The organism is Pedobacter vanadiisoli (assembly GCF_042684385.1).
GTDB lineage: Bacteria > Bacteroidota > Bacteroidia > Sphingobacteriales > Sphingobacteriaceae > Pedobacter > Pedobacter vanadiisoli.
This window is the reverse complement of record NZ_JBHULL010000001.1, coordinates 1-16290: the sequence shown is the minus strand read 5'-3', so window position 1 is coordinate 16290 and position 16290 is coordinate 1. Positions and strand designations below refer to the sequence as shown.

Sequence of the window (16290 nt, the reverse complement as noted above, 5' to 3'; positions counted from 1 at the left end):
ATAAGAGTTCATTTATTCTTCCAATAGTTTATATGGTTCAATTCCTAGTTTTTGGGCAATATCGAATATAATTGATACACTAGGATTTACTATTCCTCGCTCCATCCTGCTTATTTGACTATAGTCTACATCTAGCTCATTCGCCAGCTCTTGAATAGTCATTTTACGTTCCTTCCTGTACTTCCTTATATTCTTAGCTAAGGTCTGAATACCCACTTCATTACGCCTATGTTTTCCATCCTTAACCATACCCACAAGAAAAGGAATAAATACATTTTGATATAGGGATTAAAATCCCTATTATTGTTTCTTAAAATTAATCCATATCATGAGAAAAATTCTATTACCTGCAATCTTATTCATTTCGGCAGCTGCGTGCACCAATCTAACCCAAAATCAATCTAAAAGTTCATCAAATACAATGGACACAACCAAGAGGGTCAATCCCATTGACACTCTTAAAACATTAAACGAGGTTAAGCTTGCTCTTTTGGATGCAAGGAATGAAAAGGCACAACTTTTATTGGGAAAACCAGACTCAAAGGGAAGGATTATGATGGGGCACTTCTATTATATGGTGTATTTCGATAAAATTAAAGATGGTAATTCGATTAAACACTTATTGCTTTTAATCAATGGTAAATCAGGTATATCTGACGAATCGCCTATCTATAAAATAATTGCATTAAATGACGGAGAGACAGAATATGGAGCAGGAAATCAATTTCAAAATATCAAGGTTTCCAGAAAAGGTCTAAGTAGTAATAGCAGAGAATTTATTAGTACAGACGGTTTTGTAGAATGGTATAAGATTATCTAAATAGAAGAAACATAAATATGAATAATCAAAAAAAAGGAAGAGCGATTTCGCTCACTCTGTTACTGATTATTGCTGTAACAGGTATAGTGTACTGGTTACAGTCAGGATCAGATTGTATTAGAACTGTAGATGGTGCAGTACATTGTAAATGCGACTTTAAGTCCAGTTCAGAATGGAATAAGTATAAGGAGGATACGCATGGTACATGGGAGGCGGTTGTATTTGATGATGGTTATGATCCCTGTAAGAAATAAGCTCCTTTATGGCGTATTTGGAACGGGTTGTTGAGCATTTTCTAAAGCGTAATCTTCATCATTTTTCTTATCTAGCCCATCAGCGACTTTATTACAAATGTTTGCAGTTACACGAGAAATAATAGTCAATATAACTAAATAGAGGAATGTAATACCATACCCATAATATCTGATATCGCCAAAACGAATAAATATACTTACAATTGCTGTAATTAAACCAGTGATTATCCAAGAGACTGAGCTTGCAAAGCCACAAGCAAGTCTGGTAGACAATCCTCTTGTTATAGAGTCGATAGCTTGGTGAGTAATATTATATTTATCGAATATTTTTTGTTCAAGCAAACTCCTAGTTACACGCTTAAGAGAACTGCCAAGACCAATAGTTGTAAATAGACTCATAAGCAAAAAGGGGCATCCTATCGAGAAACAAAGCAGTATTAGCTTTATTGTATCAAGAGACTGAAACATATTGGTGTCAAAGAAAAATATGGTTAGAAAAGTAGGACAAAATGAACTGGCAAAATTAAGACCCACCGTGATAATCTTGTCATCTTTTAGATTAAGAAGAAAGTTAGAAATTGAATCGAGCATTATATATTTTTAGTATCTAAGGTTTGAAATATCCAAGATAATGAAAATTCAGTTTATAGTCTTAAGCTTTTCTATCATGTATAAGTGACAAGTATAAAATAACTATCTTTATTAATACAACTTTGTTCTAATTCTCGACCTAACTAATATGGGGATATATCTAAAATTCGGCTCTGAAAATAATATGAATGACTTACTTAAAAACGGGACTATATATTGTAATCCGATAAGTTATTTTACAAACAAAGAAATAAAGGAAAATCCTGATGGAAGATATGATTTTAATGAGCTTGTTACCAAAATGGAATACCGAAAGGAGGGATATTTACATGTTAGCCCCTTAAATGACCCAAGTAAGGTTTACAAATTTGAATTGAAACATTCCCATTATAAAGAACATATTACAAATCCAATTGGCAATCTCTTTTGCCTCTTTAATTATGAACCAAACAATTATAAGCCTAAGAAGTGGTATATTTTAGATGAACGTTTGGAACAATTTGGCACTCATTATGTACTGATTAGAAATAATGTGGAATTTGCAAAAAGAATAAAAATGCATTAAATGAGAACTCTATTGAATTTGATACTGGATTAGTTTCATACCTAGATTTTTCGAAGTTCACAGGAGAAAAGAATCTATTTCAAAAAGGATTAGAATACAGCTACCAGAATGAAGTGAGAATTTTGATGTATACAGGCCTAAACATTCCTTATAAATTCTCTATAGGAAACATTGAGGATATTGCTACAATGTTTCAAAGTGAATATCGAAAATTTCTACATGTTGGAGGTGACTTCAATTAAATATTGAATAGAAACATTAATCTTAAAATATGACAGACGAGGAAAGTAGAAAACTTGGTATCATGACTGAAAAAGAAATGGATGATATGGATAAACGATTTGAGAGAATGGAGGAATCTGGGATAGCTGATACACAAAAGTATTTTGATAGAATCCATGATAAATTATTCTCCTTAAATAGCTTATTAATTGGAGGTTATTTTGCATTAATTGCAATCAGAAAAGATGTTCCTAATTGGAGTATTATAGTACCTCTTATTAATTCAGGTTTTCTACTTTTGATTGATTACAGAATGATGGTCAGAGCAAGAATACAAGCTTCAATTACCACCGTAGATGGAAAACAAAGAGAGAGGTTCGGAACTATTATCCGTAATACCAATTTATTCTCACTGTTATCAATCTACTCANGGGGCAGTCATAAATTAATTGAGAATCATTACTTAAACTAGTTTAGCCTAGCGCAATGTGCACATCTAGGTTTACCACCAGTTCCTGATCTTAAATTCTCTTTTTCAATGTTATTACCTTCTGTACATTTACTGTTGTCATGGTAAACATTTTGTTTAATCGAATGAAATGCAGCTACTTTTGCCATAATGATTTATTTAATAAATGAGCTGTAAAAAACTCAATTAAATACCATTATTTCTTACGGTTAACCGTAGCACTAAAAATAATTATAGACTTGACATTTTATATTCATGAACTATATTTGTTATTATGGCAATTTTTGGTGTAATATCACGAACGATAGTGAAGTGTAAACTGATATATCATTGCCATATTTAGTTTTTCAAATGTTGGTTTTCAGGGCTGTTGCAATCCATTAATAAAGTGCAATAAAATATTCGCTATGAAATCCGGCGGTCTTTAAGGTCACCTCGTTAAAAACTGTTTCTCGATCTCTATTAGTTGTAGGTTTCATAGCTATACTTATCAAAAAATCAAGTCCCTAATGCAAACGTTACGCTTTTGATTTTCTGACAGGGATGGATATAGTAAGATGAAACATGCCTTCATGTTCTAAGGACTCTATTTCTGCTCTAGTCCCATAAAAGTCTCTAATCCGCTCCCGAAGATTTTTTAGTCCGGTTTTCAAAGTGAGAGATTTTTTCTTCTCACATATCAGATTTTTGGATTCAATCGTTAAAGTATTATTTGACTGGTAAATAGTAAGTACGCCACAATTATTAACGTCGGACAAGTCTCCATGTTTGTACATATTTTCGGTTACCGTGAGTAAAAGCAGGGGGATTAATTTAATTTCCGAAATATTATGATCTACTTTTATTTCAATATTGAATTCATCGCCTTTAAGAACTCTTAAAATGTTTACCAGGTCGTAAACCTGACTGATCTCTTCACTTAGTAAAACCATTTCAGTATTTTGGCTTGTCTCTATAGCATATCTCATTAATGAGGTTAACGATATGACTACTTCACCAGCTATTTTATCACTTTTCCTAATCCTGCGATGAATAAAAGTTAGTACATTAAATAAGAAATGTGGATTTACTTGTGCACGTAGATGTGCATTTTGTGCAAGTAATAAGTTCTTTTCCGCGGTTTCTTTCTTAACAATTTGTTGTAATCTATCTTGTTCTATCTCTTCCGCTTTTTTTCGTTCATTTAGATATTGCCTTAAAAACCAATAACCCGTAGACACTATAATAAAAAAAATAGAGCGATAAGTTGCACTTGCAATAAACTTATGGTTAATCCCAAAGAATGTCCTTATGGATGATTGATTATAGTCCGTAAACAGATGATTTAATGTCGCTAGAAACGGTATATATATTGCAATCTCCAACAAAATCAGCAGAAGAAAAAATAATAGATACAAGTGCTTGCTCGCGAATTTTTTCATCATCCAATAATGAAAATAGAAAAGTGAAATATTAAGGGCATAATGAACTATATAATTCTCTGCTTTACCAAATCTTCCAGCAAATATTCCTGTAAGACCCGCCTCATACATAATGTAGATTGTCCAAAATATCAAATGCAAACGATTTGACTTAAACCAGTACCATACAGATTCGATCATCCTAATATTATGCCTTTCCATATCATATTATATACTGTTCGTCAATTCTGATTGACTTAATTTATACAAGCGTTTATGTTTCCTAAAAATAGACGCTATGAAAAACCCAAAAATTAAAAAAAAGACACTTTTCATTTTTAAATCAATTAGGGAAACGAAGAATTCAATATCCGACCCGACAACTGATACCCTGACACATACTGTCACGGGACATTCGATTTTAAATTGACGTTTGAGCCCATTATGACTATTTGTTTATAGTGGGCTTTAACGTTTTGTTGCTTAAAAAATCATGGAATATTTTTCGAAAATTCTCACCAATTGCAAACTTAGCTCCATTGCTCATTGTCAATATGTTTCCTTCGATCGAATTTATATGGTTTTTGGAAATTAAAAAACTTCTGTGCAATTGCATAAAGTTGTCATCCTTACCAAAAATTGCCTTGGCATCCTTAAGCTTAAGATGCGTGACCAAATTAAGTTCTTTGGTGTAGATTCTAACATAGTTTGCGAGACTCTCTATCGCAACAATATCTTTGAATCTGACCTTTACCAATTTCAAATCTTCATTTTTGCTCTTAATGAATAAATACTCTCCATCGGGAGCTACTAAGGAATCAGTGGGGCTTAAAAATTTCTCAATTGTCGCGAAAAATTTTGAATAATTAAATGGTTTAAGCAAAAACGCGTCTGCACTTACCTCAAAAGCATTCAGCGCATATTTTGCATGGCTTGTTGTGAAAATCAACTTTTTGGTCTTAGACCTTATTAATCTTGATAAGTCGATTCCATTAATATTGGGCATATCAACATCCATAAAAATTAAGTCGAAATTTTCATTTTTCTTTATAAAACTAAGCGCTTCAATAGGGTTGGTAAATGACATAACCAGGTCGAGTTCTGGGGTATTTAAAATATATTCGCATATTTCTTCAACAGCTTCAAATTCATCATCTATAACTATACATCTCAAATTCATAATTTTTATGTTTTTGTATACTGCCTCAAGTGTAATATAAACCAATGGTTTTTAATCTTGACCGAAAACCTCCAGACGCAATTAAGTGATCAGGTAAAGAAGCCAAGTGAAAAGAAATGAAGCACATCTGTAGAACAAAATCAATAGCATTTGATGTTAAAGAGTAGCCATAACAAAATTAGGCGCAAGACAATTTCTTGAGAGTGAAATCTGATCACGTAGTTTCTTTGTATTATCCTTTCTTCTGTTTAGATGGTCGCCTTTTTATTCTTTTTGTCCTAGAAACCAACCTTTTGGTCCCAGATCCCTTACCTTATGTCAAAATTATTTTGTTTGTGACTTGTAATATATGAAATTGATAACTAAATATAAATATTATTTTTTAATAGGTTTTATTTGCGATAAATTAACTGAGCAATGCAGCAATATTACCCTGCTCGGCTATTTTGTTGAGTTTATGACGATGGTGAATCTTATAAATAGCTTTTCGATGGCAAATTCCTTTTAAAATGAGGTGTTTTTTATTTATTAATATTAACAAGAGCATGTTTTTTAGTTTTTTGTCGATACCAATTATGATATATGTCCAGCTGTATTAAGAGCTTTTTGTTAATTGTTTTAATCTGTTTTTTTGGACTGGTGGCGTTTGGACAGCAAAACTTAAAACTGAATCTAAAATTGATAAGTAAAGATGACAATACGCCACTAACGTTTGCTAAGATTTCATTAGTCAACGCCCAAGGAAATGCAGAGTTCTTAGGTCTATCTGATACAGAGGGAAAATATACTTTTGTTGTTCCTGAGGCATTCAATGGCAAACTTAGATTGACCACATTTCCCATTGGTTATGAAGGTTACACATCTCCAGTACTCATTTTTACTAAAGACTATATTAATGACACTGTTTACCTGATTAAAAAAGCAATTGCTCTTAACGAAGTGAAAATTGTGCAGCAACAAATAATTAAAGATGGTGAAAAACTAATATACAGACCAAAGCTTGATCAATTTTCCGCGTCTACCTCAAGTGTTGAGCTTTTCTCAAAATTACCAGGAATATCACTGGTAGGGGGCAAGCTGAAATTAAATGGTAAAGAAGGTACCCTTATTCTCATTGATGGTAGGGGAGAACTGGCGAGTCAGGCACAACAACTGGAAATACTAACAGCCCTAAGTTCTGATAAAATTGAAAAAATAGAAGTGATTTCAACTGCCTCTTCAAGATATGATGCCAATATAACTTCAATTATTAATGTGATAACAAAAAAGGAAAAGGGTAACTCGACTTTGCGGGGAAACTTCTCTCAACCACTATATATGAACAATAAAACTTTTGGAAATGAGTTTCTCTCTGGTGGTGCCTCTACTAATCTGAACTTTAAAGTTAGGAATGTAAGGGCATCACTGTTATTTAATATAAACAATACCCGTAGGCTTGAGGATTCAGATTATAAAAACGTAGTATATGATGTATTAAGCTATAATTATACAACCAATTCAAAAAGCTTGCGTTTTGTCGTTAGTCCAAACCTTACTTTAGATTATGATATAAACACTCGATCTAGCATTGGTGTAAATGCAGATATCTCAATTGTTCCTTCTTTAAAAAGAACGACAATCGAAAACTATAATTTCTTAAATTATCAGTCAAACCATCTAGATTCTGTTGTTAGGGTTGATAACGACTATAACAATAAACGTAGCGCAATTCAGCTTAGTGGGAATTACAAATATCTCTTAAATAAGAGTAAAAGCACGAATCTTTATTTGAATTTTATTTATTCTTATAACCCATATTCTATTTCAAACCACCTGAAAAAGCTTTCCAGCGTTGGTGGTAGCGGCGAGATCATAAACAATTTCAATAGTTACACAGATATTGTAAATGTTTCACTGATAATTGCAGATCTTGTTAAATCAAAAAAAATCTCTACAGAATTTGGTTTAAAATCAAATACACTGGACAATAATACAAACCAGGTTTTTAAAGCTCAAGATACCAAATTCAACTACAGTGAACAATTAAGCAGCGCATTCTTTAGCTCCCGCTTTAAGTTTGGTAAATATCTTATAGTAGTTGGAGTTAGAGGGGAGCTCTTAAATTCCAATTCTTTGTTCAGTGAGAATAATAATAGTCAAGAATTGGGCCAGAATTACTTTAAAATATATCCTAATCTCCTGCTCCAAAAAAGTTTCGATAACAACTTAACAGCGAGCATTGGCTATACAAAAAAAATAAGGAGGCCATTTTTGAATGACTTGAATCCTTCCAGTCGAATAAGTAGTTTTGCTACCAGCTTCGCTGGTCGTATTGACTATAAACCAATTTTTTCAGATATAATTGAGGCTCAGCTTCGCTATAAGGAATTGGGGCTTACATTCTATTATGACCAATCTTCAACTAGGCCTGTATTTTTACCAACAGAAGATCCATTTACATATAAGGTTACCAACTTAAATAAGCTCCATAAATTTGCGATCTCTGCTGATAAGGGATTTAAGGTTTCTTCCTTTCTCAGTGGAAATATTGTCGCGAATTATTCTTATTCAAAACATGAAGCAAGTGACATTATTTACTTTAGAAATGGTTTTAATGTGTTTGAAATCACTGGTTCAGGTGATTTTATTCTTGGTAAAAAGACAAAATTACAGGTAGAAATTTATTATACCGCTAAAATGTATACAGAATATACCGTATACAGAGCACTGTTGTCTAATACACTTACTTTGCGACAATTGCTTCTCAAGGATAAATGGAGCATGAACATAAGTTTGAATGATCCATTTGGTCTTGAGAAAAACAAATCTGACAGTTTCTTTGATAGCCAGTTCTCGACTGGGAAAGCACTAAGCAATCAAAGGGTGTTTTCCCTACAGATGGTATACAATTTTCCTTTCGGCCAAAAGTTCAAAAATCAGAACTATAAGAAAAAAATCGATGGTGAAATCAGGGATCAACAATGAAAAACCAAGCTCTAATATTAATATGAAACGGAAATTATTTACAAATGAATCAAGTTTAAATTTAAAAAAACAATTTTATAATACATTGATAGGCGCTTCTACTCTCGCCGTAATTTTATTGAGCATAACTTTATTGGTCTCATGTGGAAATTCCAATCATAGCGAAAAACCAGAAGATATTATCAATAAATGGGTCGGCAAAGAAATCAAGTTCCCTCAGATTAATACCTGTGCAGTTTTAGGGAAATACAAGCCTTGTGGGATTAGTATACCAAAACCTTATAAAATTCTAATTTATACAGATTCTATCGGATGTACAAGTTGTGATCTCAGAATAGATGTATGGAAAATGTTAATTAAGGAGGCAGATACTGTAATCAGCGATAAGGTGGATTTCGTTTTTTATTTTAATCCAAAAAAGAACGAAGATCTCTCAGATTTATTTAAACGTGAAAATTTTAAAAATATGGTATACATGGATACCAAGGATGAATTAAACAAGATTAACCATTTTCCAAAAACTATGGAATATCAATGTTTCTTGCTTGATGGCCATAATAAGATTCTGGCGGTTGGAAACCCAACTCTAAATGGCAACGTTTGGGAGTTATATAAGAAAACTATTAATGACAATATCCAGTCTGAAAATTAATGTATTGAAATACACCATTTAAACAAAATAAACATAGTAAAAAAGGAGGTTCAATCAACGTATTTGCAAGTTTATGAATTTATAGAAATTCCATCTGTTGAAATGATAAATACAGAGTAACCGATTTGAAAACAATAAAACAATTATTATGAAAAAACGTCTTTTTGCAGCAATTGGTGCTACTGGTGTAGCTACTATGCTAATCTTTACCTTAACTTTTAGCTCTGATACTTCAAACGCTTCTCAGTTATCTAAAAACAATCTTGCTGCCTTTAAAAATGTAGCAGAATTCGGCAAATGTACTGGGCCGAAGCCTCAGGGTGGGAACTGTGAAAGCAGTAATGACCATAAGTGTTCGGATAATGACAACTGTAGTTCATCAACAGAAGAAACAAATTAAAAGTAATAGGAAGTCAGTAATTTCTATTACTGACTTCTGAATGTTTTGTTAAGGAGGTCATTCTCATTCTCTTGCTCTATGACAGTTAGTAATTAAAAATATTTTTAAACTAAATTGATAACATTATGAAAAAGCAGTTTTTATCAATTATTGACATTAGCAGTATAATAGTCATGTTGATTTTTATAATATCATTGAATCCAGAACAATCAAAGGCTTCGCAACAGTTTCAAAAGAATCTTATTGCTTTACAAAACAAAGTCGATAAACCCACGTGTAGTGGGCCGAAAGTTTTGCCTGGTAATAATTGTGCTAGTATAAATAGTCATTCGTGTACAGATGACATTTGCGATTCATCATCAATAGAGGAGATAAAGTAATAGGAAGTCAGCATTTCAATTGCAGACTTCTTAATGTTTGGTTCATTTTAACATTTTTAAGACTGTTAGTGACTAAAAAATATTGGGAAATAAATTAGTAATCTTATGAAAAATAAACTATTATCAATTATTGGCAGTACCAGTGTGATTATCATGCTAATTTTTACCATATCATTAAATTCAGAAGAATCAAACGCTTCACGACTATCTCAAAACAATCTTATCGCTTTACAAAAAAAAGTCGGTGAACATAAATGTGGTGGGCCGAAAATGATGTACGAGTGTCAGAACACAAATGATCTGCAGTGTTCAGATGAATATGGTTGCAGTATTATCTCGGATATTGAAGACATAAAATAAACTTAAACGGGTCTAATAAAATATTACCTCCTTCTAAATTCACTCATTAACCTAGTTCGCTACTTATGAAGAAATCTTTTCTCTTACTATTTATTACCATTCTATTTCTTGCTAGCTGTGTTCAGAAATCGAAAGAACAAAAATTAAATATCCCTACTACTGAGATCAATATTTCAGCTTTTAAAGAAACCGTTTTTGAACATTTGCCAGAAAACATTGTTGCAAATAAACGATATGTCAATTTAGAAATGAAAGGTGGTGATAATTACATCGGTTTAATTGATAAGATTTTATTCAAAAACAATATATTCTATGTTTTAGATGTAAGGATGAAATCTTTAGTTGCTTTCGATGGAGCGGGAAATTATATCGGCAAAATAGGTAAACTCAATCAAGACTATCTGAATATCGCAGATTTTGATGTTGACGAAAACGGAACGATTTATATAGTCGACGGTAAGGCTGATAATTTCTTGATTTATTCGAGAGAATTCTCTTTGGTTAGAACAATTAAATCCCCTTTTGAAATTGATGTTGTTCAGCGGCTGCCTAATGGAGAATTTTTACTCGGGCTGTCTTCATGGAATAAAAAAAATAACGCTAATGATAAAATAATCAGGGTCGATAAAAATTTGGCTGTTTTGGAGAAGTCGTTAACTTATGATCAGTTTATCGATGATAATTTTTGGATCTCTAGGTATAGATTCATAAAAAGCAATGATTCAGTGTTTTATAATAGGCCAATTGACAATGAGGTTTTTGTTTTTAGTCTGGATGGACGGTTAAGAAAAGCATATTATTTCAACTTTGGATTAATGAATGTCCCAGATGCTGATAAAACTGAAATTGACAGCAAGATTTCCAAATATAATAAATACCGAATGTTAACTAATTTTACATTTGTTAACGGGAAGTACGGGTTTGGAAAGATTTGGGACAAAAGAAAATTTAAGTTTTTTTTCTTGGACATTGTTCAGAAAAGAATTTATTTAGAAGATTTATCGACATCTAATGAATTAACGAATCTTGCTGATTTTGACGGTAAGCATCTTGTTTCATATATATCCGCGGCACAATTTGATGATAAAGGACTTTCGAAATTACCTATCCAAGCAAGAGAGCATTTAACCAGCGGAGGATTTGTTATCTGTGATATAGAGCTTGAATAGGTTACATCTTATTTGATATTTTGCTTGCTAAAGTTTTAATACGACACCTAGGATCCTTTGCTAAAGTGTGTATGTAAAACTTATTTTCCTTTTTGTGTACTGATACGCATTATTTTTGTCCTGCATGGCCATTTCGTCAATATAGCGGTTTACCAGAACTTTGTAGTTGTCGAACAACGCTTTTCTGGATGTCATCTGGATTTTGATGAACATCCAGGATTCATCGTTCGTAAAATGGTAGCATAGTTCGACATAAATCTGTGCCCTAAGCTGCAGTGCCCTAAAATCCCGCATGCCCATCTTTATTGCCTTTTCTATCTGTGTTTTTGCTTTGGTTAGGTTTTCTAAAGTACCTTTAGTGTGTTGATAGGGCTCTGCCAACATCTGGTTGTGCGTATAGTGTATCAGCGCGCGATAGAAAAGACTGGTTGTATAGTCAGGGTTCCTGATGAGGTTTTTGTTCAGGCTATCTGCCACCTTTGCATATTTCCCCTTGGACGGCACATTCAGCAGGTTATTTTCAACGGTAACAAGTAGGTCGTTTACAGCTTTTGTCTGCGGAAGCTGTCCCCAAGAGGATAGGAAGCTAAATAAGACAACTATAAAGATAATTTTTGTAGTTAGTATTTTCATATGATGATAGATTTTGATACAGTTATACAAGGCTATAAATGGTTGGTTTTGTTAAAGGGCCATCAATCGATCCTCGCTTTGATTTCAATTTCAAAGTATTGCTCCCTAATGCCGTAAAGCATTTTTGCACCGCTTCCATATGCGATTTCCAACCTTTGGCGTACGTTTTCCAATCCCTTGTGCATGCTGGTTGCCCTGCTTTTTCTTTTCGGTAGGTTTCGTGATTGTATGGTAAGGAATTCGCCGCAGTGACTAATTGACAACTTGGCGGGATGTTGCGGATCAAAAAAGATTCCATGTTTAAAAATGTTTTCTGCAAGGGTTACAAGTACAAGGGGAATGAACTTTATATTTTCTATGCCGTCTCCGGTTTCGAAAGTAAGGCTAAGTTTCTCCTCAAACCGTGTACTTTGAAGCATGATCAGGCTTTTTACCTGGGTTATCTCTTCTTTCAAGGGGATAGTAGACTCTGTGAATTCACAGTCTATACTATAACGTATGATGTCGGATAAGGTCATTACTGCTTCAGCTGCTTTTGGGGAGCTGGCTAATATGTCCTGATAGATAAAACTAAGTGTGTTGAAGAGTAAGTGGGGTTAATCTGTGCCTTTAGGTAGGAATTTCTAGACTACTCAAGTTTTGCCTCCATTTCCCTTTTGGAAAGCTCGATCTGAAAACTGTCTTTTTCTGCTGCCTCTCTGGTCTTCACCTCTTTGAGATGAACGAGAAATAGATAGTAAAAGGCTGCATTTCCCATAAAGAGCGCGGCCCGATATAGCACACCAAGAACATATTTATGACCCATCTCGAGTTCTTGAACAGCCTTCCAGGATTGGTGCTTCAGAATCCTGGTATCTACAATGTAATTTATAAGTAGATAACACAGAAAGGTAAAGCCGGCAAGGAGTGGAAATTTCCATACCCAGAAAAATGCATTTCTGAATATTATGGGATACGCCCAGTGTGCGCAAAAATAAAAGAGCAGGATATTCAAGATATAATGGATAATGTAGCTTTCAGTATTACCGAACCGGCCAGTAGAAAAGCCGACGATAAATATCTCACACAGGATAAAACCTGTCCAACCGATCAGGTGGATCTTTTGCTTTTTAATAAAATTTAGAATAATGTTCGTCACGGCTATAGTCGTATTGGTCATCACTGAATTATCCCCGGTGTAATAACTTTTTTTTTGGCGTTTTTCTACCCCTAGTTTCAGGAAATAAACTATGAAACATCAGCAGAAAAGGCTGAAGAAAAAAACAGTTTTTATCTTCAGCAAGGCAGGAGACCGAAATCTCCAGAGCACTGATCCAACTGTGACAAGTCTCACCATTACTGTTACAGGGACACATATCATTGTAGACCGTTAAATTGTAAGATCTGTTATATCCGGCCGGTTAACAAAGTCTTTTCTTCTAAAAACTTCAAAAGGCCACTTTTATAAGTGCCTCCCATCTGTACCTGGGGTTGAGTTAATATGTTTGATTAATAGCGAGTTGCGTAAAATAAAAACGAGACAATCAGATTAAAAACTGATTGTCTCGTTTGTGCTCCCGACGAGATTCGAACTCATATCGATGGTACCGGAAACCATAATTCTATCCATTGAACTACGGGAGCAGGGCTGCAAATATAGAAAATCATAAGCTAAATTTTTCTTGTTTTCTAAAAATATCTTCCATGATCAGATAAGATCTCAGCGTTTAAGAGAATTGTTATATTTACGATTTTACTTTAAAGTTAATTTACATATCCCTTCTTCATTTTAACCTTGTGTTTTTTATATTAAGAAATGATTAATTCATTATCCAAACATTAAGGTATGCTGGGTTTATGCAGTCATATTTTTTAAATTCGGCTGTTCAATACACGGTTTTTGGATGCTTAGGTTGGCTTTTTAGGAAATAAAAATGCACCTTTGCGAACTGTTAATAAAGGTTTAGGCATGTCATAAATAAAATTTTGCGTATGGAAGAAATGGTTGTGGAAGAAATTCAGGAACTGCTTGAAAAAGAGAATGATAGGGCTTTGAAGCAATGTCTCGATCAACTGAATATTTCGGATGTTGAAGAACTGATTGATGAACTTCCACAACATGCAGCAAAATTTATAGAAACCCTATCCCTTAACAGGGCCGTAAACGTATTCAGGATACTCGATTTTCCTACCCAGGAGCGTATTATTAAAAAACTTTCGGGCAACAAACTTAATCAGATCATCAAAGATCTGCCACCGGATGATCGTACTGCACTTTTTAGTGAGTTAAAAGGCGATGTGGTGAAAAAGATGATTACCCTTTTGCCACCTGAAGAACGTAAAGAGTCTTTAGCGCTTTTAGGCTATAAAGAAGACAGTATCGGCCGTTTAATGACACCCGATTATATTGCCGTAAAACCAGAATGGTCTATTACGCGTGTTTTGGCACACATCAGGCGTTACGGTAAAAATTCCGAAACCATTGACGTAGTTTATGTCATCAACAAAGATGGCGTTCTGTTGGATGATATCAGGATCCGTGAGGTTTTATTGGCCGATCCGGAGGCCATCATCGGCGAACTGACCGACAAGCGTTTTATTGCACTTAAGGCGAACGATCCGCAGGAAGATGCGATCAACATCTTCAGGATGAATAACCGTGTAGCTTTACCCGTAGTGGATGAAAATAACATCCTGTTGGGTATAGTTACCGTAGATGATATTTTATGGATCGCCAACGAAGAATATACCGAAGATATGCACAAAATTGGGGGTACCGAAGCCCTTGATGAGCCCTATCTTGATATTCCGATCCTTAAACTGGTAAAAAAACGGGCAGGCTGGCTGATCGTACTGTTTTTAGGCGAGATGTTAACCGCAACCGCTATGCAGCATTTCGAAATTGAGCTCGAAAAAGCCGTGGTGTTATCGCTGTTTATTCCATTGATTATGAGCAGTGGTGGTAATAGCGGTTCACAGGCCTCTACATTGATTATTCAGGCCATGGCCCTGGGCGAAGTAACCATAGCAGAGTGGTGGCGCGTAATGCGCCGCGAGCTCGTATCAGGGATCTTGCTTGGCATTATTTTAGGTACAATCGGTTTTACCCGCATTGTGACCTGGCAGGAACTGCATCTTTACAATTACGGGCCGTACTGGTTTCTAATTGCCACAACCATATTTTTTACCCTGGTTGGTATCGTATTGTGGGGCAGTTTAATCGGTTCCATGATGCCTATTATTTTGAAAAAACTGAGACTCGATCCGGCCACCTCATCAGCGCCATTTGTAGCCACTATGGTGGATGTAACCGGAATTGTAATCTACTTTAGTGTTGCCGTATTAATTTTAAAAGGCGTATTACTTTAAACCTGAACATGCAAAAGAAAATTACCACACTTTTTACCGATATCGGCGGTGTTCTATTAACCAATGGCTGGGACAGGCAGGCAAGGGGCGAGGCAGCTGTGTTGTTTAACCTTGATTCTGTTGATCTCGAAGAGCGTCATCACCTCACTTTCGATACCTACGAGGTGGGTAAACTCACACTTGATGAATACCTGGAGCGGATCGTTTTCTTCGAAGAACGTCAGTTTACCTACGATGATTTTAAGGAATTCATGTTCAAAAAATCACTCCCTTATCCCGAAATGATCGAGCTCATCTGCCAGCTTAAAAAGAAATATAACCTCAAAGTAGCCGTAATCAGCAACGAGGGCAGGGAATTGAATCAGTATCGCATCAATACTTTTAAACTGAACGAATTTGTTGATTTTTTTGTCTCATCAAGTTTCGTACATTTCCGCAAGCCCGATGCTGACATTTTTAAAGTAGCCATTGATATTTCGCAAAGTGATGTGGAAACCAGTTTATATATCGATGATAGGATGTTATTTGTGCAGGTTGCAGAGCAATTAGGCTTGAAAGGCATACATCATACCGATTACGAAGATACCAAAGCGCAGTTGGCTACTTACGGCTTAGAGGTTTAGTATTTTGAGTTGATAACTTTTTGGACAACAGCGTCATTAAAGTTGTAAATTCCAGATAAAAAATGCTTTTTGGAAAGCAGAGGCAGTAGATCTGTTAAAGTTTGCTCCCGCTTTTCATTACAAGTCCTCGCTACGTGGACTGCCCCCAAAAAGTTGGACAAACTTATTAATTATTTAAGACTTGTGCCCGGTATTCAACCGGGCTCATTCCATTTAAGTTCAATCTTATCCTTTTATTGTTATAATAACTAATATACTCA

Annotated in this window: 15 protein-coding genes, 1 tRNA gene and 1 pseudogene; 9 read left to right on the top strand and 8 right to left on the bottom strand. The window is 34.5% G+C overall.

The window, feature by feature from the left end; translation table 11 throughout:
* Positions 1-12: 12 nt before the first annotated feature.
* Positions 13-249 carry a helix-turn-helix domain-containing protein gene (locus ACFSR6_RS00085; RefSeq protein ID WP_379073536.1) on the bottom strand — a complete coding sequence of 79 codons (237 nt, stop codon included), beginning with the start codon at positions 247-249 and terminating at the stop codon, positions 13-15.
* Between the two features lie 79 nt (positions 250-328).
* On the opposite strand from ACFSR6_RS00085, the gene ACFSR6_RS00080 reads away from it, so the two are divergent.
* Entirely contained in the window at positions 329-820 is a 492-nt protein-coding gene (locus tag ACFSR6_RS00080; protein WP_379073534.1) for a hypothetical protein, read from the top strand.
* A gap of 260 nt (positions 821-1080) precedes the next feature.
* Here the strand turns inward: ACFSR6_RS00080 and ACFSR6_RS00075 are convergent, their stop codons facing one another.
* A complete protein-coding gene (locus tag ACFSR6_RS00075; RefSeq protein ID WP_379073532.1) occupies positions 1081-1665 on the bottom strand; it encodes a hypothetical protein in 585 nt (194 codons plus the stop codon).
* A gap of 184 nt (positions 1666-1849) precedes the next feature.
* Between ACFSR6_RS00075 and ACFSR6_RS00070 the strand changes: the two genes are divergently transcribed.
* Complete coding sequence (locus ACFSR6_RS00070; RefSeq protein ID WP_379073530.1) at positions 1850-2230, top strand: hypothetical protein; 381 nt, start codon at positions 1850-1852, stop codon at positions 2228-2230.
* A gap of 1209 nt (positions 2231-3439) precedes the next feature.
* Here the strand turns inward: ACFSR6_RS00070 and ACFSR6_RS00065 are convergent.
* Positions 3440-4543: a sensor histidine kinase gene (locus tag ACFSR6_RS00065; RefSeq protein ID WP_379073528.1), complete on the bottom strand. Its 1104-nt coding sequence runs from the start codon at positions 4541-4543 to the stop codon at positions 3440-3442.
* 226 nt (positions 4544-4769) lie between these two features.
* The gene (locus ACFSR6_RS00060; RefSeq protein ID WP_379073526.1) at positions 4770-5501 is read right to left on the bottom strand and encodes a LytR/AlgR family response regulator transcription factor; all 732 of its coding nucleotides are present in this window, start codon (positions 5499-5501) and stop codon (positions 4770-4772) included.
* Positions 5502-6083: 582 nt separating this feature from the next.
* Between ACFSR6_RS00060 and ACFSR6_RS00055 the strand changes: the two genes are divergently transcribed.
* From ACFSR6_RS00055 to ACFSR6_RS00035, 5 genes are all read left to right on the top strand, one after another.
* On the top strand, positions 6084-8465 hold the full coding sequence (locus ACFSR6_RS00055) for an outer membrane beta-barrel protein (protein WP_379073525.1): 2382 nt from the start codon (positions 6084-6086) through the stop codon (positions 8463-8465).
* A 22-nt stretch (positions 8466-8487) separates the two neighbouring features.
* The gene (locus tag ACFSR6_RS00050) at positions 8488-9117 is read left to right on the top strand and encodes a hypothetical protein (RefSeq protein ID WP_379073523.1); all 630 of its coding nucleotides are present in this window, start codon (positions 8488-8490) and stop codon (positions 9115-9117) included.
* A 148-nt stretch (positions 9118-9265) separates the two neighbouring features.
* On the top strand, positions 9266-9517 hold the full coding sequence (locus ACFSR6_RS00045) for a hypothetical protein (protein ID WP_379073521.1): 252 nt from the start codon (positions 9266-9268) through the stop codon (positions 9515-9517).
* Positions 9518-10002: 485 nt separating this feature from the next.
* Positions 10003-10257: a hypothetical protein gene (locus ACFSR6_RS00040; protein ID WP_379073520.1), complete on the top strand. Its 255-nt coding sequence runs from the start codon at positions 10003-10005 to the stop codon at positions 10255-10257.
* Positions 10258-10322: 65 nt separating this feature from the next.
* The gene (locus ACFSR6_RS00035) at positions 10323-11426 is read left to right on the top strand and encodes a 6-bladed beta-propeller (RefSeq protein WP_379073519.1); all 1104 of its coding nucleotides are present in this window, start codon (positions 10323-10325) and stop codon (positions 11424-11426) included.
* A gap of 60 nt (positions 11427-11486) precedes the next feature.
* On the opposite strand, the gene ACFSR6_RS00030 is transcribed toward ACFSR6_RS00035, so the two are convergent.
* The 3 genes and pseudogenes from ACFSR6_RS00030 to ACFSR6_RS00020 form a co-directional block, all read right to left on the bottom strand.
* Entirely contained in the window at positions 11487-12059 is a 573-nt protein-coding gene (locus ACFSR6_RS00030) for a hypothetical protein (protein ID WP_379073517.1), read from the bottom strand.
* A gap of 62 nt (positions 12060-12121) precedes the next feature.
* Positions 12122-12643, bottom strand: a pseudogene (locus ACFSR6_RS00025) (histidine kinase); the annotation flags it as partial.
* A gap of 967 nt (positions 12644-13610) precedes the next feature.
* Positions 13611-13682 (bottom strand) — tRNA-Arg (locus ACFSR6_RS00020).
* Positions 13683-14030: 348 nt separating this feature from the next.
* Here ACFSR6_RS00020 and mgtE point away from each other — a divergent pair.
* Both mgtE and ACFSR6_RS00010 read left to right on the top strand, forming a co-directional pair.
* Complete coding sequence (gene mgtE / locus ACFSR6_RS00015; protein ID WP_379073515.1) at positions 14031-15407, top strand: magnesium transporter; 1377 nt, start codon at positions 14031-14033, stop codon at positions 15405-15407.
* Positions 15408-15415: 8 nt separating this feature from the next.
* Positions 15416-16030 carry an HAD hydrolase-like protein gene (locus ACFSR6_RS00010; RefSeq protein ID WP_379073513.1) on the top strand — a complete coding sequence of 205 codons (615 nt, stop codon included), beginning with the start codon at positions 15416-15418 and terminating at the stop codon, positions 16028-16030.
* 166 nt (positions 16031-16196) lie between these two features.
* On the opposite strand, the gene ACFSR6_RS00005 is transcribed toward ACFSR6_RS00010, so the two are convergent.
* Positions 16197-16290: IS3 family transposase (locus ACFSR6_RS00005; RefSeq protein WP_379073649.1), on the bottom strand; the 94-nt coding region annotated here is incomplete at its 5' end.